Source organism: Paenibacillus amylolyticus (assembly GCF_003719335.1).
In the GTDB taxonomy this organism is placed as follows: Bacteria; Bacillota; Bacilli; order Paenibacillales; family Paenibacillaceae; genus Paenibacillus; species Paenibacillus amylolyticus_D.
This window is the reverse complement of sequence record NZ_RIAS01000008.1, coordinates 184,041-201,064: the sequence shown is the minus strand read 5'-3', so window position 1 is coordinate 201,064 and position 17,024 is coordinate 184,041. Positions and strand designations below refer to the sequence as shown.

The window sequence follows — 17,024 nt, the reverse complement described above, 5'->3', positions numbered from 1 at the left end:
CCCTTCTGTTCATTTAGATGATAATACAAGTTCATCATGAGGTTACTTCAAATATGTTTTGAATAGGGTGTATTATTCAGTTGCAGCTATATTCGTTTAATGGGTAATATCACGTAATTTACATAACACGCATGAAAGAGAAGAGGTTGGCATATGCAGCTTAGAAGAGTAAGAATCGCAGGTACAGGGAAATACCTGCCTCAGATGAAAGTGACGGATGAAGAGTTGGATGAGCGATTAAATGTACCCGCAGGCTGGGTCAGCAAAGCGACGGGCGTCGGCTACCGTTATTATGCTTCGGACGAGGAGACTTCTTCCTATATGGGTGCAAGAGCGGCAGAAGCAGCTCTTGCCGATGCGGGGCTGTCTTTTGATGAGATCGATTGTTTGGTATGCACCAGCGGTACGAAAGAACAGCCATTGCCAAGTACAGCCGTCTTTATCCAGCAGGCCATGGGACAGGAAGAATCAGGTGTACCTGCTTTTGATATGGATGCGACCTGTCTCAGTTTCCTGAACGGACTAGACGTCATCTCTTATATGGTGGACGCTGGACGTTACCAGCGTGTATTACTCGTAGCCACCGAGATCGCTTCAGCCGGATTGAACTGGAAAGATCCTGAGAGTGCTGCCTTGTTTGGTGATGGCGCGGCAGCAGTCATCATTGAGCGAGCATCTGTGGAATCCGGGTCACAGATCGTTCATGCATCTCTGCGAACCTATAGCCGCGGTGCACGGTTTTCGGAGATTGCAGGCGGAGGCACACGGCAGCATGCGGCCCGGTATGATGTGGCACATCCAGATCCATTCCTTTTTCATATGGATGGACAGGCGATTTTTCGCATGGCGTCCAAGCTGTTACCCGGTTTTATGGATGAGATGCTTCAAGCTTCCGGTAATCAAATGGAGGATTTCTCCCTGGTCATTCCTCATCAGGGCAGTGCAATGGCGATGCGCCTGATTCGCAAGAAGCTGGGGATTCCCGCAGAACGGTTCATGGATATTACACGAGGTCATGGTAATACGATTGCGGCCTCCATTCCGATGGGATTGCATGAGGCGATTCGTCAGCAACGAATAGAGCGTGGTGATCGGGTATTGATGATCGGAACGGCGGCTGGTCTGTCTTTGGGAGGACTCATCTTTGACTACTGAATTTGCACGACGTGACCAACGTGTGCTTCAAGGACAAGCAGGTCAGACGTACAGGGTACTCCTTACCGGAGGAAGGGCTCCGGTTACGCTGGATTTGGCGCGTATGTTGCATCGGTCAGGTCACCTTGTATTTATTGCGGAGAGTATGGAACGCCATCTGTGCAGAACGTCTAGTGCGGTGGAGCAATGCGTACTTGTTCCATCGCCGCGTCATCATACGCAGGAGTACCTGTCAGCACTGGAACATTGGGTTAAGATATGGCAGATCGATGTGTTGATCCCGATGTGTGAAGAAGTGTTTTATGTGGCTGCTGGGGCTGAACGCTTGCGACAGCATTGTCGTGTTCTTGTTTCCAGTTTGGAGCAGCTGCATGTCCTGCATCATAAGTATGATTTTAATATGCTTGCCAAGTCTATGGGGCTTTCGGTTCCAGATACACATCTGATTCAAACTCCGCAGGAGTGGCTGGAGAAGCAACATGTTTTAAAGGGAGATTGGGTCTGGAAACCAGTCTATTCCCGATTTGCTGCCAAGGTGCGTATGCCAAGACTCGAAGGGTCCAACATCGTCATCAATAAGGATGAGAATAAGAATGTCAATCGGAGGACGGAAGAACTACATCGGCCGCAGATTTCCGCTCCCGAGAAGCTTAACTCTCTGCACCACGATCCACCGGGCGAAGACACGTTATCTCTTGCCTCGCCTTGGGTGGCACAGCAGTACATCCATGGACGAGGACTGTGCACCTACAGTGTAGTACATGAAGGCCATATAGTCGCGCATGCCGCCTACGACAGCCGATATCGTACGGGCAACGTAGGCGCGAGTGTTTTTTTTGAACAGGTGCAGCATGAAGGCACACGCGCATGGGTAGAACACTTTGTGTGGGCGGCGGGTTTCAGCGGACAGATTGGATTTGATTTTATCGAAGATGTGACGGGTCAGGTGTATGCGATTGAGTGTAACCCGAGGGCAACCAGTGGCATTCATCTGTTTCATCCTGGTAATGGCTTGGTGCGAGCATTGCTTGAACCTGAAGTGATGCTAGGCGAAGGAATCGAAGTGACACCGCAGTCAGGTGACGATAAAGCGATGTTAGCACTGCCCATGCTGGGAAGTGGTATCCGGCAGATTCAAAGCAGCAGAGGTAGCCTGCGAGCTTGGAGGACGGCTTGGCAGGGTGCCAGGGATGTGGTGTATGTGCGGCAGGATCGACGGCCTTTTTTTGAACAATTTGCGGTCGTACTTGCAGCCTGGCGTCTTGCATGTTCACAGCAGATTACGTTGACGGAAGCATTGACTCATGACATAGAATGGAACGGTGAACAACGATGAAGAGAGCATTAGTGACCGGGGCTACAGGCTGCCTGGGCAGACACCTGGGGATAAGGCTTGCAGCAGAAGGCTGGGAAGTGACGGGTATGGGGCGACAGCATGAGATAGGCAGCCTGCTTGAAGCGGGTGGAGTTTGCTTTATCAAGGGTGATATTCGGGATGTCCAGATTGTAGATGCAGCATGTGCAAATCAGGATGTTGTGTTCCACTGCGCAGCCTTATCCTCACCCTGGGGGAAATATCAGGATTTCTACAGCAGTAATGTGCAGGGAACACAAAATCTGATTGATTGTTCTCTACGCCATCAGGTGCAGCGGTTCGTGCATGTTTCCACGCCGAGTATTTATTTTAACTACATACCGCGTTATGAAGTCCATGAACATGACCTGCTGCCGGCTAAACCGGCCAATCATTATGCGGCTACCAAACGTATTGCTGAAGACATTGTGATGGAGGCACATCGTAACGGATTGCCATCGATTATGATTCGCCCGCGTGCCATTTTTGGTCCGTATGACCAAACGCTTTTCCCGCGGATTGTTGCAGCGAATGCCAAACGGGGAGTACCGATGATTGAAGGTGGACAGGCACTGATTGATCTGACGTGCGTAGATAATGTGGTGGATGCGCTGTTATTGTGCAGTGATGCTTCTGATGATGCACTTGGGAGAGCCTACAATATTTCGAACGCAGACCCAAGGCCGTTTGCAGAGCTGGTAGGGACTCTTTTTGACATGTTAGACATGCCCTTGCGGCGTTTGAATATTCCTTATAAAACAGCCTATGGAGTGGCCAGTGTGCTGGAAGGTGTGCATCGATTCATCCCTGCTCTGGGAGAACCGTTACTGACCAGATACACCGTTGGATCTTTGGGTGTGCCGCAAACGTTGGACATTACCGATGCCAAGGCGCAGCTAGGATATGTACCGCGGGTGTCCATTGAAGCGGGTCTGCAGCAATTTACAGATTGGTGGAGGAGTGAAAAATGTTAACAACGAAGCCAGTAAAATTATATTTAGGTGCAGCAGGTTTCTGTACTCATCCGGAGTTCCTTACGTTACGGGGAGGAAGCTTCCGTCCGGTTCATTTTCCGGCAGGCTTCGCTTGTATTCTCCATCCCGATCATGGCCCGATCCTACTGGACACGGGGTACAGTTCCCGTTTTTTTGAAGAGACCGCTCGACTGCCAAATGCATTATATCGCCATATCACGCCCGTTGTATTTCGGGAAGAAGACAGTGCCGTTTATTTTCTGAAGCGGAACGGGCTGGTGCCATCAGATGTCCGTTATGTTATTCTTTCGCATTTTCACGGGGATCACATTGCAGGTGCCAAGGACTTCCCGGAGGCTCGGTTTATTTATTTGCCGAGAGCCTATGATGCGGTTCGCTCTCTTGGTTCGATTGCGGCGGTGAAGGCTGGTTTTCTGGCTGGGCTGCTACCTGATGACTTTATCCAGCGGTCACTGCCCGTGAACGACCCTGCCAAGCGATGGACGGACATGAGGAAGACTACAGGGATTGAAGCCCCAGCAGGGTTTCCTTGGGAAGAGGTATACGATCTTTTTGGAGATGGCAGCTTGCTTGGCGTAGATGTATCGGGTCATGCAGAAGGCATGATGGGATTGTTGCTGCGGACAGAGCAGCATGAATATTTTTTATGTGCAGATGCAGTATGGTCGAGCCGTGCTTTCCGTGAACAGCGCAGACCTCATGCACTGGCAGGCATCATTATGTCAGATCGGCAGGAGTACAGACAGAACTTTGACAAGCTGGTTCACCTGCATCAACAGTTCCCTGCGCTTCGCATCGTGCCGAGTCATTGCCAAGAGGCGCTGAACGCATGGGGCACAGGGGGAACGGAACGATGAGCAATCCGGTTCGTATTGTTACTCATTATGCACTTGCACGTGGTTTGCGCAGATGGCGTACGAGGGCACAGCTGGAACAGTGGCAGGAACGCCGAATCATTCGGCATGTGGAGCGGATTCGGGCACGGTCTCCATTTTATCAAAAGTGGTGGGGAGGCTTGAACGCAACCGAGTGGAGACAGTTCCCGCAGATCGATAAAACGGTGATGATGCAGCATTTCGACACGTTGAACACGGTAGGTATTACGAAGGAAGAGGCGCTGGTCCTCGCTGGCGAAAGTGAGGATACCCGTAATTTCAAACAGTCTTCCATTCAAGGTGTCACGGTAGGACTATCTTCCGGCACATCGGGTAACCGTGGCATTTTTCTGGTGAGTAATCGGGAGCAGGATGCGTGGACGGGCACAGTGCTGGCGAAACTGTTACCAGGCGGGCTATGGAAACCCGCGAAGATCGCGTTCTTCTTAAGAGCGAATAGCAATCTGTATGAATCGGTGAAACGCGGCAAACTGCAATTTCAGTATTTTGACCTGCTGGAGCATGTGGATGTCCTCGTTGAGCGCATGGAAGAATACCAACCCACGGTATGGGTCGCTCCGCCCTCCATGCTTCGTATGCTGGCTGATGCTTATATAATGGGACGTTTAACCCATGTGCCAGACAAAATTATTGCTGTAGCCGAGGTGCTTGATCCGCTGGATCGTAACGTGCTGGAGCGTGTTTTCGGACAGACCGTTCATCAGGTGTACCAGTGTACAGAAGGTTTCTTGGGGGCGACTTGCGAGCACGGGACGATACATCTGAATGAAGATATTGTGTATATTGAAAAAGAATACCTTGATCCTGCCACCCGGAGGTTCGTGCCTGTGATTACAGACTTCTCCCGAACGTCACAGCCGATCATCCGGTATCGGCTGAATGATATATTAACCGAAGCGGCAGAGCGGTGCGCGTGTGGTTCATTGTTTACCGCCATTGAGCGGATTGAAGGCCGCTGTGATGATACGCTTTATTTTTCGCATAAATATGAGGGTGAGGCTGTTTCGGTCTTTCCGGATTTCATCAGTCGTGCGGTCATCGCGGCTTCGCCAGCTATTGAGCATTATCGCGTCGTGCAGCGTGGCAGTGGAATACTGGAGGTGTCAATGCAGGTCAGTGAGGATACCGATCAGGAGCGGGCGCAGGCCGCTGTGTTGCAAGAGTTGGGGAAATTGGCAGGTCGACTGCAATGTGTGCTGCCCGAGGTTCAATTTGTGCCGTATACGTTTGAAGCAGGGATAACGAAGATGAGGCGGGTGGAGAGACGGTTGGATTAATTGAGGTTCAATGCAGAGTTTGCATGTACTGGTTAAAAGATCATGAAAGTAGGTGATAAAGTGACCGTGTGGGCTTATAAAATAGGAGAGGATTCGCCAAACCCTGTGGATGGCAGGACTACATCAGGAGCGGAAAAAACAACGGAAGCACTTCAAACAGCTCATGCAAATGTAACCAGATCAGGCAAGCCGAGTGAACAATCTCCTGTAGCTCTGATTACAGGTACCTCCAGCGGTTTTGGTATGCTGACTGCCATCACTCTTGCCAAGGAAGGGTATCGTGTTATGGCCACAATGCGAGATCTAAATCGCAAGGGAGAACTTGCGAACCGAGCCGAGGAAGCAGGAGTGACCGAGCGGATTGATTATGTACAGCTTGATGTGACAGATTCGGATTCTGTTCAAACCGCTGTGGATACGGTGTTACAGCAATATGGACAAATCGATGTGCTGGTGAACAATGCGGGTTTTGCTGTAGGTGGATTTATTGAGGAAGTGTCAATGGAGGACTGGAGACGCCAGATGGAAACGAACCTGTTCGGGCTTATCGCGGTGACACGAGCAATTCTGCCTGTCATGCGTGGACAGAAACGCGGGCTGATTGTTAATCTTTCGAGCGTAAGCGGCCTATCCGGTTTTCCGGGATATGCCCCATACGCTGCCTCGAAATTTGCCGTGGAAGGCTTCTCGGAAAGTCTGCGCCATGAGATGTCTTCATTTGGCATACGGGTGGTGCTCGTGGAGCCTGGAGCGTATCGCACGCCCATCTGGAACAAAGGTCTGGGCGAGATTCACCGGAATGAGGATTCGGCTTATAAACATAAGCTGGATGCAGTTCTACGGTATTCAAAACACGCCAGTGAGACTGCACCTGACCCGCAGGAGGTCGCTGATCTGATCGGGCGCATTGCACGAATGCGTGCACCAAGGCTGCGCTATGCACTGGGCAAAGGTTCACGGATGCTCATTATTGGAAAAGCGCTGTTGCCATGGAAATGGCTGGAATGGCTGATTGCCCGCGGTCTTCGATAGTCAGGAGTACGTGATCATGTGATCATACACGAGGCAGAATCATCATCTTTTCCAAGTGGAAATGGAGGTCTGATCTAATGTTTGAGGTGATTGTCGTTGCGCTGCTCATTATCATTACAGGGCTACTCCTGCATATCAACAGCAAACTCCCGGCCCGTGACCGGGTCCAGGAAGCGATGGAGCGTGACCGTGATCGGCGCCACAGTCAGAACCAGAGCCGAGATCGGTAGGCGAAGCAGAACGGATAAACTGAAATAAGGGCGTTCAGAGGAAGAAAGTGTTTGTACTGTGGATGACCTGATATTTCTTGACATAGAAAGGAGTGGATGAGGGATGAGTTCAGATGCTTTCAAAGAGAGGTATATGCTGCGTAATATTCAACGGGACGAATCGGATCTATATTGGCCTCTGCGGCTTGAAGCACTACGGACGCATCCCGAAGCCTTTGGCGCTTCCTACGAGTTGTCCAGCCAGTTGTCCGTTAGTGAGGTAAAAGAGCGAATACATAATGAGCCTGATGATTATATTCTTGGGGCGTTCACGCCTGATGGCATGCTTGCGGGCATGATGGGTTTCAAAAGAGAATACGGTCTAAAGCTCAGGCACAAAGGATTCATCTGGGGTGTCTATGTATCACCAGCTCATCGGGGGAATGGACTAGCTTCCCGGTTGTTATCCGAGGTTCTAGAACGGGGGAAACATCTGGAGAATATCAAGCAGATTAATCTGAGTGTAGTGACGACAAATGTTTCAGCAAAACGGTTGTATGAGCGGTATGGATTTGAAACCTACGGCATCGAACGCAATGCACTGGAAGTGAACGGCCAAGGATATGATGAGGCGCATATGACGTATTTTTACAACAAAAGTGTAGATGAAAATATCTAATTTAAAGGCAAGAGGAGGAGTTCTATGACCGATCAGGTTGTTCATGAAGTAGATGGTGTTTCGTTTATATTAAAAGAAAAACATGCCTTCGACTGGTTAACTCCGCTAGGGACTGTCTTCCGTGTATTTGATCAACAGGACTCTGGCAATATTTCATTCGGCTTGGTACGGAAGGACGGTCAAAAGCAATTTGTGAAGTATGCGGGAGCACGTACTCTTCAGGCCAATGATATGATAAGCACGGCGGAAGCGATACGTCATTTGCAGTCTTCTGTCTTGATCTATGAAGAGCTGGCGCATGACCGATTAATTCGATTAATAGACCATTTTGCCACAGACGACGGTTACGCTTGTGTGTTCGATTGGGTGGAGGGAGAGTGTTTGCATTCGCACTGGTCTTTCCCGCCTCCAGCCAAGTACGAAGATCCGCGATCACCTTATGTCCAGTTCAGACAACTTCAGGTACAGACGCGAATCCAAGCCATGGAGCGCATTCTGGACTTTCATATTGAAGCGGAGCGCAAAGGGTATGTGGCTGTAGACTTCTACGACGGCAGTTTGATTTATGATTTTGGAGCGGAAGAGATTCACATCTGTGATATTGATCTATACCGTGCAGGTGCATTCACGAATACGATGGGACGAATGTGGGGTTCATCCCGTTTTATGTCTCCGGAGGAATTTGAGCTTGGTGCATCGATTGATGCGGTCACGAATGTTTTTAACATGGGCGCTATGGCCTTTGCCCTGCTTGGCGGAGAACTCGATCGTTCCCGTGAACGTTGGGATGCTGGAGAGGCATTATATGAAATCGCCCTTCGTGCAGTAAATCCGGATCGTTTCCAGCGGTTCACTTCTGTGGCGGATTTGGGCTTGGCTTGGAAAGAGGCCATGTGCCAGTGATGGTAAAAGTAGATTCGTAACCGTGTATAAAAACCCGTATAATGGAAAATGACAAGGAGGCTTGATGAAGATGTGCCGATATGCCATATCTGGACCGTATAAAGAAATATATGCATGCTTTAACTGCCGTAAGTCTTACAAACAAGTATCACCGTATGATTTAAGCAAGGAAACCGCAGCACGACTTGAACATAAATGTCCGCAATGTGCAGAGGTCATGGTGAATATGGGGCATGATTTTCAAGCACCCAAGCAAACGGATATCAAACAGTGGACCAAAGTCATGACGTTATATCAGCATGGTATTACCTATCATAATTGTGGGTGCGGAGCTGGATATCGTCCAACTGAACTACGAGAAGTTCCCGAATTTCTGGAGCAACAGGCTGCTGGCCGGAGAAGTGAAGGGGAAAAGCTGCTTCATCGTTGGATGGCATAGGAGAGCAAACCGCATGATTCGTTCATTCTTACAAAAAGACTTTCAATATGTCATGGAAGCGCATATCCGTATTGATCGGGACGAGTATAATTATGATGACAGCTCTGCGGCATGTATTACCGATGAGGCGAAGCAGGGAAAGAATTTGCGCCAGGAGATAGAGCGATGAAAACAGAACCTGTCTATGCTGAGAATACCATTGTTGGCGTTTGGTTTCAGGGCGTGTGGCGCTGGTACGTCACCGAACGGGAGTATTGGTTTTTAAATATAGAGATGGAAGAACGGTTTGGCATTCAGGTGTTGAATGAGGAGACGGCATCTGCTTTTTTACAGGCGATTCAGGAGGAGCAGGTAACCGCAATTGAACTGAGGAGCGAGCTTCATCATTTTCGGGAAACCGATCCTACGGGTGACGAATGGTTTAAGTATGTGCCGTCCTTTCTTGTCGATTTTGACAAGCGGCTATTCTTCTCGATGTTCCCGGAGCCTGCCTCCTTTGAGCATTACATGCCGGATGGCTGGATCGGGAGTTACAAGGACTTTTTGGATATGGTTCCTGAGAAGGAACGATACTGGATGGTACAAGGAAAGTCTTTATTTGAAGGGAACCTTTTTTAGAGGGGGCTGTAATGAAACGTAAATGGCTTATGACGAGCTTACTTTCCTTATGCACAGCTTTAGCCTTATCTGCATGTACAGTTACAGCGGATAACCGTTCCGCAGCGGAAACGATTGAACAAAGTTTGAATACGATGGTCAACGAACCTGTTCTGGCTGCCAGCAGCAACCCGAATGATTATATTGCAGGCCATCGGGACGTATATGAAGCTATTCTACAAACGGGATCAGAAGGTCTGAATTTCTTGTTAGATCAGCTGGAATCCAGCGGCGACAATGGGCTGAAAGAGTGGATCATGGCTCGGGCCAGTGCTGAACTGTTGGGAGAAGACAATCCAGTGCAAGACTGGGACAGTGGTAAAGACTGGCTGAGGCAATATAACATGATCGCAGTAGATCAATCCGATTAACATAACCTTCACCTCCAGTCAGCATGAGAAGTAAAAGGACGGTTCCTCAGAACCGAAAGAATACGTTATAGAGGTGACAGCTTTGACGAAGAAGATTGCTTTTTTTGATTCAGGTATCGGTGGATTAACGGTACTGCATACCGCTTTGCAACAGTTTCCAGAAGAATCCTATATATATTACGCAGATACACTACATGTCCCTTATGGAACCAAGCCGGCGGACGAGGTTCGTCGTTATATTTTCGCTTGCGTGGAGGCGATTGTACGGGAACAAGTAGATGCAATTGTGATTGCGTGTAATACGGCAACCAGCTTGGCAGTGAATGATCTGCGTTCCATGTATGACATTCCTATTATCGGTATGGAACCGGCAGTCAAACCAGCCGTCGAGATGAATAGGGACAACGGCAAGCGGGTGCTTGTGTTTGCTACGGCTTTGACACTGAGTCAAGCGAAGTATAACGAATTGGTCTCTCGCGTTGATGATGAGCATCGTGTCGATTCCCTTGCGCTGCCTGAACTGGTAGAGTGGTGTGAGCAACTGGAGTTTGATCCGGTCAAAATAACAGCATACTTCCGCTCCAAGCTAGCCGGCCTGGATCTGGAACAGTACGGTACGATAGTTATGGGCTGTACGCATTACCCGTTCTATACAACTATTCTGCGCAGGTTGTTACCAGATCATATCCGGATTGTAGATGGTAGCGCAGGTACGGTAAATCATTTGAGTCAGCGACTTGAGCTTGGCACACAGCAACAAGCTGGGAACACGGGGCAGGTGCAGGCAGGGAACGTATCCTTTTCCAGTTCATCGGGTCGAATGGAAGATCATAATAAGATGCGTGCTGCACTTCAATATCTAAGCGAAAACGTACTGTAGACTGGACTATCGGAGGTGTCGGTAATGGAGTCGATTTACCTGATTCGTCACGCAAAAGCCGAAGGACAGGAGCCACACGCAAGTCTGACGGATGAGGGATGCAGACAGGCTGAAAAATTGGCAGATGTATTGTCCGGTCAAGGAATTTCTTATATCGTATCCAGTCCATGGAAAAGAGCCTTACAGACTGCAATGCCTTTGGGTGCAGCGATAGAGCAGCACATTCATACCGATGAGCGCTTGCAGGAAAGAGTGCTGAGTACAAGGGATCTGCCAGACTGGATGGATGTGCTGAAACGTACATATGAGGATGAAGATTGGGCAGCAGAGGGCGGAGAATCTTCCAGAGTCGCAGTTGCCAGAGCTTTGGCGCTGCTGAATGAATGTTGGCTCAGACCGGAGCGTCATGGAGCCGTTGTGACGCATGGCAACCTGTTGTCCTTAATTATTCGTTATTATGATCCCTCTTTTGGTTACTCGGAGTGGGCCAAGCTTTCCAATCCTGATGTATATGTTCTAAAACGGGAGCAGGAGTCTACAAGTGAAGAGGTATATGAGGAGGGGAAGCAGCCCGCTATTTCCAGACTGTGGCTGGATTAAATAAAAAAGAGCGTCCCGGCACTGTTCTTGCAACCAGGACACTCCATATTTTTGTTACGCGTTTCCTTTTCTTAAAGAGCTGCGAACAGCAATGTAATCCAGCCGGCAAGGAAGGCTACACCACCTATGGGTGTGACGGCTCCCCACTTGCGCACACCTGTAACACTCAGTGTATAGAGGCTTCCTGAGAACAGGATGATCCCGGCAAACAAGAGCCATCCCGAGGTCATGACAAGGGATGATGAGGTTAACCTGTCTGCGAACAGTCCAAGCAGGATGATGCCGAGTCCGTGAGCGATATGATACTGGACACCGGTCTCATAGATTTTGATCATGTCAGCGGATAACTTGCGTTTGAGCGCATGTGCCCCGAAGGCACCCAGTGCAACGGCCAGAAACATCATAATGCTGCCGAGAACCACGAGGGTTTGCATATCATTTTCTCTCCTTTAATAGGGTAATAACAGTGCATCTGACGGGTAATAAGCAGTATATCTATCCCATGGCTAAAAAGGTTGCCGTGGTTATGGGTTACAACTTGCGCAATTGAATCTGCTGAATGGAGTGATCGGCTTCTTTTTTCAGAATTAACCGTGCACGTCCTTTGGTCGGCAAAATGTTTTCATGCAGATTTTTCGCGTTAATGTCTTGCCAAATCTGATTGGCTGTCTCAATGGTTTCCTCTTCGTTAATATTGGCAAACCGCTGATGGAAGAAGGAATCCTTACTCTGAAAAGCGGTCTGACGGAGCAACTTGAAACGTTCGACGTACCAGTGACGAATATGTTCTTCCTCTGCATCGATGTAGATGGAAAAGTCAAAGAAATCACTTACAAGTAATGGAGTCTCCCGTTTCACTTGCAATACGTTGATGCCTTCAATTATCAGAATATCCGGCTGGCAGATCGTTTTCTCTTCACCCTGGATTACGTCATAGGCCAGATGTGAATAGACCGGTGCTTGTACCTCAGGCTTGCCTGATTTCACATCGCCCATGAACTTAATGAGTGATTTAATATCATAACTTTCAGGAAAACCTTTGCGGTTCATGATCCCTTTTTCTTGCAGCACCGCATTGGGATATAAAAAGCCGTCCGTGGTGACCAGATCGACCTTGGGTTTGTTTTTGCCTCTGGCAAGCAACGCCTGGAGCAAGCGTGCAGCTGTGCTTTTCCCCACGGCAACACTGCCCCCAATCCCGATAATATAGGGGGAGTGAAGAGTTTCTTTTTTCATAAAAGAGGCCGTTAGGCGATCAAGCTCTCTCGATGCTCTTGCATATAGGTCAATGAAGTGGGTTAGTGGTAAATAAACATCCTCAACTTCCTGAATGGATACTTCTTCGTTCAAGCCCTTTAATTGTTCCAATTCAGCTTCTGTCAGCGTAAGAGTGACCTGATGTTCTTTGAGTCCGGCCCATTCTTTGCGGTTAAACTCGATGTAAGGTGAGTATAAATTCATGAGATCCCGCTTTCTGTATGTAATGTAATCAAGACACAATCATTAGTGTACCAAATTTCAGCGAACTGACAACACCTTTACATGCTCGTTTAATCCGAAATGTTATAAATACGGGGATAAGGTAGCTAAACTGTAGGGTGGAAGGCAGCTTATAAGAAAGTGTAACCCAAATTATGTTAAAGTCAACGTAAATGTAAACGTAAACCATGCGGAAGGGTGACAGCAAATGATCGTATATGAGAGAGAGCATGATTTTGTTTTGACCGCACAGCACGAGCATGGAATGGTTGCTGGAGATATGGCTGCACATTGGAAGAGGGAGTGGCTTCCCCAAGGCTCGCATCGGGATGACCTGATTCTCGCGGCGAAGGAGCATGACCGGGGCTGGATTGATCTGGATGCTGCTCCTTTATGGAACGATTATAGTCAAATTCCTTACTCCTTTCGTGATTTCCCGCTGAGACCGCGATTTGTGTTTTACCGCAAGGGAATCGAAGAAGTAAGGCAGCAGAATCCTTATGCGGGTTTACTGTGTAGCCTGATGTATACAGAGTTGTTTCAAAAAACACTGGGGGCAAATCCTGAGGATGATGATGACATCAGGCAGTATTTGCAAGAAGAGCAGCTACAGCAGGAGAGCTGGAAGAAAGAATTAGGCGTTAATGCTTCAGAACTGGAAGAGCGGCTGAAAAACGATGTAGAGATCATGTTGTTCTGTGACCAGCTTAGTCTCTTTTTATGTATGGAAGAGCCAGGTACACCTACAGCACGTTATGATTTTTTTTCAGAAGGGCTCGGCTGTGGCTTCGACACCTGTCCAAGTTCCAATATCCAAGTCGAGTGGGTATCAGGTGAGAAGGTTGCGTTATCCTTTTTTCCATTTGATGAGGAGTTTGAAGTGACGATGTCTTACAAAGTGTTACCCAAGGCCAGCATCCGCAAATTCGGAATGTTACAGGCATATCGCCGGGCAAACTGGAAGAAACGCCGAATATGGATTACAGCTGTATCCTAAGTTAAGCGTACCCCTAATTAACGAAAAACCACATATTTATGTAATTCAAGGCGGGCATCTGGTATTACGGGCGTCCGTCTTTGATGTGGAACAAAGTCTAGCAGGAATAAACGCATAATCTCCAGAAATGTAGTAAAACGTGAGAAAAGCGTAGCAGGGGAGGATGAACATGAATTATCAGGTTGAGATTTACACGATGAGTATGGTGTGGAACCCGGTTAGCGATCAGGTTTTGCTGATGAATCGACCGAATCATAAAGGATTCCCGGGGTACATTGCTCCTGGCGGAAAAGTGGAGTTCCCCGAAAGTATCGTGGACGGGGCCATCCGTGAAGTCCGTGAAGAGACAGGACTTTGGGCGAGGCAAATTAAGTACAAAGGGCTGGATGAGTTTTGTGATCCTGAGCAAGGGTTAAGATACATGGTGTTTAACTATCTGATAACTTCATATGAAGGAGAACTTCTTACCGACCCGCCCGAGGGGGAGTTGGTATGGGTGCCCTTGAGACAGGCATTGGAATTGCCGATGCAAGACTGGTTTGCAGAGCGGTTCCCGCGTTTTTTTAACTCAGGTACATTTGAACGAAGTGTGGTCTGGGAGAAGTCGAGCGGACGAACCCTGCAGGAGACGTTCAAGACATATAGTGATTAGACCGTGACCATGAGAGAAGAGAACACGGATACATAATACAGAAGGAATGAGGATGAGGGCTATGGGACACGAGGAAACGCTGAGAGCGTACATAGAAGCAACGAACACGCATCAGTTTGACGAAGTGAGCAAGTTGCTTGCGCCGAATGCAATCTATTGGTTTACAGGTACTTCTTGTACAACCTTGGATGAGATTCAGAATTACTTCGAACATGCCTGGGATACGGTGAAGGAAGAGGTCTATCGTGCAGAGGATGTGCATTGGATTGCCGTAGATGAGCGACAGGCGGTATGCACTTATACCTATCACTGGGAAGGATACGTTCGTGGGCATTTGGCTTCAGGGCAAGGAAGAGCTACAAATGTATTTGTAAAAGGCCAGGAAGGAGCTTGGAAATTGATTCATGAGCATTTGAGCCTGAGTGAATAGGAATGATCACATCGTATCCATATCTATATATTTAGTTCCAAATATTATGATATAATGGAATTTACTTTGTTTTGGAGGTGCAAGCGATGGGAATCGTATTTCGAGATAAGCTGACTGGAATGGATAGTGAGCAACTAAGTGGAGGGTTCTTTGACGGTTGGCCGAACCCGCCATCACCTTCAACATTTCTGAAATTGCTAGAGCAGTCGTATGCGATTGAACTTGCTATCGATGAGCGAACAGGGAACGTTGTCGGTTTTATTCAAGCTATCTCGGATGGAGTGCTTAGTGCATATATTCCTTTGCTGGAAGTACTGCCGGAGTATAAGGGTCGAGGGATCGGAAGTGAACTCACACAGCGCATGCTTCAGCGTCTACAGGGGCTATATATGATCGATCTCTTGTGTGATCCGGATGTCCAGACATTTTATGAAAAACAAGGAATGCAGAGGTCAACGGGGATGTCCATTCGCCATTACTCCAATCAAGCAGGACACATAGACAACAAACAGAACGACTAACATAGATTTCAGGACAGCAGAAACAGTAGCAACATCAGGTACTTCAGAGGGACCTTAGAACTTCATAACGAGTAATTTGTAGATTTGCCATACATAGGGCTTCTGCAAAAGACATGGAAAGAATAATTTGGATGCGAAGAGGTGGGGATTGGCATGAACTTGTCGTTCCGAATATTGGACTGGGATGAAGAAAAACCGTATGAACTTTTACTGATGGCGGATCCTTCAAAAACGATTGTAGACGAATATCTCAGCAGAGGTGTTTGTTTTATAGCGGAGTATGAAGGAGAGATGGTAGGAGAGTTTGTATTACTCAAGACTCGTCCGGAGACAGCAGAGATTGTGAACATCGCGGTGCAGGAGGAACTGCAAGGACAGGGTGTTGGCAAACACATGATTAAGGAAGCTATGGAGGCCGCAAGAAGGCTAGGTTGTCGTATATTGGAGATCGGAACGGGCAATTCCAGCTTTCATCAATTGAAGTTGTACCAGCGCTGTGGATTTCGGATAACCGGCGTGGACCGTGATTTTTTTGTGAGACATTATGAGGAAGAGATCATTGAGGACGGCATTCGCTGTGTGGATATGATTCGTCTGGCCGTTGACCTGAATGACATAGCAGATGAGGAGAAGAAGTAGAACTAGAACATAAGTGAACAAGCTGAAATTATCGAAGTAAGGGAAGGGTAGGGCGTAAATGTGAACACGCATACGCATGTTGGTGTATATGGGCTGGCTGTGTGGGAACAATTCTATCTGCTGATCCAGAAAGCTCGTGGGCCATACTACGGAAAATGGGATCTGCCTGGCGGAAGAATGGAATTCGGGGAGCCGCCGGAAACTGCATTGAAACGAGAGTTCGAAGAGGAGACAGGGATCATTCCTTTGCAATGGTCCATTCGTTCTTCACAATCCGTTGTTGTGAATTGGGAGTACCGAGGTGAACCCGAGCAAGTACATCATATCGGTATTCTATACGATGTTATTATCGGACAGAGCAATCCGTTGGAACTCATCAAAATAAATCCTGATGGTGAAGACTCGCTGGGAGCAGCATGGTTTACATTAAAGCAAGTGAAGGATTTGCAATTAACGCCCTTTGCAAATTATATGATGAATCTTTCCCAGAAGGAAAGATAGGACAGACAGGACAAGCAGGACAGTCAGTCAGGAAGCCGCCGGGATTTGCATTCGAGCGGCTTTATTCTATGTTGTATATTGTCAGGCTCCATTCTGGAAAATCCAATTTCTTGTTGAATGACATTTGAATTGGTTAATGTTTAAATGGACGGTTTGTTTTTGGACAGAATGGACCACAATTCTTATTAAGGAGGTATATACGGACATCAGATCTGGATTTGGCCGAATCCAGCGTTCCTGGCTTGCCCTGAATTGCACCGATTATTCGATTCATCTAATTTATGCATCAATTGAGCTAAAAATAGGAAATGCTCCTGAGCGTAAAAGTTTATAGAATAGAGATTAGAACACGAACTTC

The 17,024-nt window shown here is 48.0% G+C and carries 23 protein-coding genes; 21 read left to right on the top strand and 2 right to left on the bottom strand.

Annotation, left to right across the window (positions count from 1 at the left end; all coding sequences use genetic code 11):
* Positions 1-153: 153 nt before the first annotated feature.
* From EC604_RS16055 to EC604_RS15995, 15 genes are all read left to right on the top strand, one after another.
* Entirely contained in the window at positions 154-1,155 is a 1,002-nt protein-coding gene (locus EC604_RS16055) for a beta-ketoacyl-ACP synthase III (protein ID WP_123065122.1), read from the top strand.
* Positions 1,145-2,491: an ATP-grasp domain-containing protein gene (locus EC604_RS16050; RefSeq protein WP_240036926.1), complete on the top strand. Its 1,347-nt coding sequence runs from the start codon at positions 1,145-1,147 to the stop codon at positions 2,489-2,491. The genes EC604_RS16055 and EC604_RS16050 overlap by 11 nt, the downstream gene beginning before the upstream one ends.
* On the top strand, positions 2,488-3,483 hold the full coding sequence (locus EC604_RS16045) for an NAD-dependent epimerase/dehydratase family protein (protein WP_123065121.1): 996 nt from the start codon (positions 2,488-2,490) through the stop codon (positions 3,481-3,483). Before EC604_RS16050 ends, EC604_RS16045 begins: the two co-directional genes overlap by 4 nt.
* Entirely contained in the window at positions 3,477-4,361 is an 885-nt protein-coding gene (locus EC604_RS16040) for an MBL fold metallo-hydrolase (RefSeq protein ID WP_123065120.1), read from the top strand. Before EC604_RS16045 ends, EC604_RS16040 begins: the two co-directional genes overlap by 7 nt.
* Complete coding sequence (locus EC604_RS16035) at positions 4,358-5,677, top strand: F390 synthetase-related protein (RefSeq protein ID WP_123065119.1); 1,320 nt, start codon at positions 4,358-4,360, stop codon at positions 5,675-5,677. Before EC604_RS16040 ends, EC604_RS16035 begins: the two co-directional genes overlap by 4 nt.
* A 42-nt stretch (positions 5,678-5,719) precedes the next feature.
* Positions 5,720-6,709 (top strand): SDR family oxidoreductase, encoded by a 990-nt coding sequence (locus tag EC604_RS16030; protein WP_123065118.1) that lies wholly within the window; start codon positions 5,720-5,722, stop codon positions 6,707-6,709.
* Between the two features lie 77 nt (positions 6,710-6,786).
* Positions 6,787-6,939, top strand: a complete 153-nt coding sequence (locus tag EC604_RS30180; RefSeq protein WP_192895119.1) for a hypothetical protein — start codon at positions 6,787-6,789, stop codon at positions 6,937-6,939.
* A gap of 103 nt (positions 6,940-7,042) precedes the next feature.
* Positions 7,043-7,597 carry a GNAT family N-acetyltransferase gene (locus EC604_RS16025; protein WP_123065117.1) on the top strand — a complete coding sequence of 185 codons (555 nt, stop codon included), beginning with the start codon at positions 7,043-7,045 and terminating at the stop codon, positions 7,595-7,597.
* A 24-nt stretch (positions 7,598-7,621) separates the two neighbouring features.
* Positions 7,622-8,500 (top strand): serine/threonine protein kinase, encoded by an 879-nt coding sequence (locus tag EC604_RS30175; protein ID WP_192895118.1) that lies wholly within the window; start codon positions 7,622-7,624, stop codon positions 8,498-8,500.
* Positions 8,501-8,570: 70 nt separating this feature from the next.
* Positions 8,571-8,939 carry a hypothetical protein gene (locus tag EC604_RS16015; RefSeq protein ID WP_123065116.1) on the top strand — a complete coding sequence of 123 codons (369 nt, stop codon included), beginning with the start codon at positions 8,571-8,573 and terminating at the stop codon, positions 8,937-8,939.
* A 13-nt stretch (positions 8,940-8,952) separates the two neighbouring features.
* Positions 8,953-9,108, top strand: a complete 156-nt coding sequence (locus EC604_RS29940; protein ID WP_161556956.1) for a hypothetical protein — start codon at positions 8,953-8,955, stop codon at positions 9,106-9,108.
* Positions 9,105-9,557, top strand: a complete 453-nt coding sequence (locus EC604_RS16010; protein ID WP_123065115.1) for a hypothetical protein — start codon at positions 9,105-9,107, stop codon at positions 9,555-9,557. Before EC604_RS29940 ends, EC604_RS16010 begins: the two co-directional genes overlap by 4 nt.
* Before the next feature lie 11 nt (positions 9,558-9,568).
* On the top strand, positions 9,569-9,967 hold the full coding sequence (locus EC604_RS16005) for a hypothetical protein (RefSeq protein ID WP_123065114.1): 399 nt from the start codon (positions 9,569-9,571) through the stop codon (positions 9,965-9,967).
* Between the two features lie 82 nt (positions 9,968-10,049).
* Positions 10,050-10,847 (top strand): glutamate racemase, encoded by a 798-nt coding sequence (murI, locus tag EC604_RS16000; RefSeq protein ID WP_123065113.1) that lies wholly within the window; start codon positions 10,050-10,052, stop codon positions 10,845-10,847.
* Between the two features lie 24 nt (positions 10,848-10,871).
* Entirely contained in the window at positions 10,872-11,447 is a 576-nt protein-coding gene (locus EC604_RS15995; RefSeq protein WP_123065112.1) for a histidine phosphatase family protein, read from the top strand.
* A 71-nt stretch (positions 11,448-11,518) separates the two neighbouring features.
* On the opposite strand, the gene EC604_RS15990 is transcribed toward EC604_RS15995, so the two are convergent.
* Positions 11,519-11,881, bottom strand: coding sequence for a DUF423 domain-containing protein (locus EC604_RS15990; RefSeq protein WP_123065111.1), 363 nt, complete (start codon positions 11,879-11,881; stop codon positions 11,519-11,521).
* Positions 11,882-11,978: 97 nt separating this feature from the next.
* Positions 11,979-12,908: a type I pantothenate kinase gene (coaA, locus tag EC604_RS15985; protein ID WP_123065110.1), complete on the bottom strand. Its 930-nt coding sequence runs from the start codon at positions 12,906-12,908 to the stop codon at positions 11,979-11,981.
* A gap of 226 nt (positions 12,909-13,134) precedes the next feature.
* Between coaA and EC604_RS15980 the strand changes: the two genes are divergently transcribed.
* The 6 genes from EC604_RS15980 (at position 13,135) to EC604_RS15955 (ending at position 16,666) form a co-directional block, all read left to right on the top strand.
* Positions 13,135-13,923: a DUF3891 family protein gene (locus EC604_RS15980; protein ID WP_123065109.1), complete on the top strand. Its 789-nt coding sequence runs from the start codon at positions 13,135-13,137 to the stop codon at positions 13,921-13,923.
* Positions 13,924-14,086: 163 nt separating this feature from the next.
* A complete protein-coding gene (locus EC604_RS15975; protein WP_123065108.1) occupies positions 14,087-14,575 on the top strand; it encodes an 8-oxo-dGTP diphosphatase in 489 nt (162 codons plus the stop codon).
* 61 nt (positions 14,576-14,636) lie between these two features.
* The gene (locus EC604_RS15970) at positions 14,637-15,005 is read left to right on the top strand and encodes a YybH family protein (RefSeq protein ID WP_123065107.1); all 369 of its coding nucleotides are present in this window, start codon (positions 14,637-14,639) and stop codon (positions 15,003-15,005) included.
* 86 nt (positions 15,006-15,091) lie between these two features.
* The gene (locus EC604_RS15965; RefSeq protein ID WP_123065106.1) at positions 15,092-15,526 is read left to right on the top strand and encodes a GNAT family N-acetyltransferase; all 435 of its coding nucleotides are present in this window, start codon (positions 15,092-15,094) and stop codon (positions 15,524-15,526) included.
* A gap of 153 nt (positions 15,527-15,679) precedes the next feature.
* Positions 15,680-16,165 (top strand): GNAT family N-acetyltransferase, encoded by a 486-nt coding sequence (locus EC604_RS15960; RefSeq protein WP_123065105.1) that lies wholly within the window; start codon positions 15,680-15,682, stop codon positions 16,163-16,165.
* Between the two features lie 60 nt (positions 16,166-16,225).
* Complete coding sequence (locus EC604_RS15955; RefSeq protein WP_123065104.1) at positions 16,226-16,666, top strand: NUDIX domain-containing protein; 441 nt, start codon at positions 16,226-16,228, stop codon at positions 16,664-16,666.
* Positions 16,667-17,024 lie beyond the last annotated feature (358 nt).

Excerpts from the sequence above, each read along its gene's own strand:
- EC604_RS16055 (WP_123065122.1), top strand. The coding sequence starts at position 154 with ATGCAGCTTAGAAGAGTAAGAATCGCAGGTACAGGGAAATACCTGCCT.
- EC604_RS16045 (WP_123065121.1), top strand. The coding sequence starts at position 2,488 with ATGAAGAGAGCATTAGTGACCGGGGCTACAGGCTGCCTGGGCAGACAC.
- EC604_RS16040 (WP_123065120.1), top strand. The coding sequence starts at position 3,477 with ATGTTAACAACGAAGCCAGTAAAATTATATTTAGGTGCAGCAGGTTTC.
- EC604_RS16035 (WP_123065119.1), top strand. The coding sequence starts at position 4,358 with ATGAGCAATCCGGTTCGTATTGTTACTCATTATGCACTTGCACGTGGT.
- EC604_RS16030 (WP_123065118.1), top strand. The coding sequence starts at position 5,720 with ATGAAAGTAGGTGATAAAGTGACCGTGTGGGCTTATAAAATAGGAGAG.
- EC604_RS30180 (WP_192895119.1), top strand. The coding sequence starts at position 6,787 with ATGTTTGAGGTGATTGTCGTTGCGCTGCTCATTATCATTACAGGGCTA.
- EC604_RS16025 (WP_123065117.1), top strand. The coding sequence starts at position 7,043 with ATGAGTTCAGATGCTTTCAAAGAGAGGTATATGCTGCGTAATATTCAA.
- EC604_RS30175 (WP_192895118.1), top strand. The coding sequence starts at position 7,622 with ATGACCGATCAGGTTGTTCATGAAGTAGATGGTGTTTCGTTTATATTA.
- EC604_RS16015 (WP_123065116.1), top strand. The coding sequence starts at position 8,571 with ATGTGCCGATATGCCATATCTGGACCGTATAAAGAAATATATGCATGC.
- EC604_RS29940 (WP_161556956.1), top strand. The coding sequence starts at position 8,953 with ATGATTCGTTCATTCTTACAAAAAGACTTTCAATATGTCATGGAAGCG.
- EC604_RS16010 (WP_123065115.1), top strand. The coding sequence starts at position 9,105 with ATGAAAACAGAACCTGTCTATGCTGAGAATACCATTGTTGGCGTTTGG.
- EC604_RS16005 (WP_123065114.1), top strand. The coding sequence starts at position 9,569 with ATGAAACGTAAATGGCTTATGACGAGCTTACTTTCCTTATGCACAGCT.
- EC604_RS15995 (WP_123065112.1), top strand. The coding sequence starts at position 10,872 with ATGGAGTCGATTTACCTGATTCGTCACGCAAAAGCCGAAGGACAGGAG.
- EC604_RS15990 (WP_123065111.1), bottom strand. The coding sequence starts at position 11,881 with ATGCAAACCCTCGTGGTTCTCGGCAGCATTATGATGTTTCTGGCCGTT.
- coaA (WP_123065110.1), bottom strand. The coding sequence starts at position 12,908 with ATGAATTTATACTCACCTTACATCGAGTTTAACCGCAAAGAATGGGCC.
- EC604_RS15980 (WP_123065109.1), top strand. The coding sequence starts at position 13,135 with ATGATCGTATATGAGAGAGAGCATGATTTTGTTTTGACCGCACAGCAC.
- EC604_RS15975 (WP_123065108.1), top strand. The coding sequence starts at position 14,087 with ATGAACATGAATTATCAGGTTGAGATTTACACGATGAGTATGGTGTGG.
- EC604_RS15970 (WP_123065107.1), top strand. The coding sequence starts at position 14,637 with ATGGGACACGAGGAAACGCTGAGAGCGTACATAGAAGCAACGAACACG.
- EC604_RS15965 (WP_123065106.1), top strand. The coding sequence starts at position 15,092 with ATGGGAATCGTATTTCGAGATAAGCTGACTGGAATGGATAGTGAGCAA.
- EC604_RS15960 (WP_123065105.1), top strand. The coding sequence starts at position 15,680 with ATGAACTTGTCGTTCCGAATATTGGACTGGGATGAAGAAAAACCGTAT.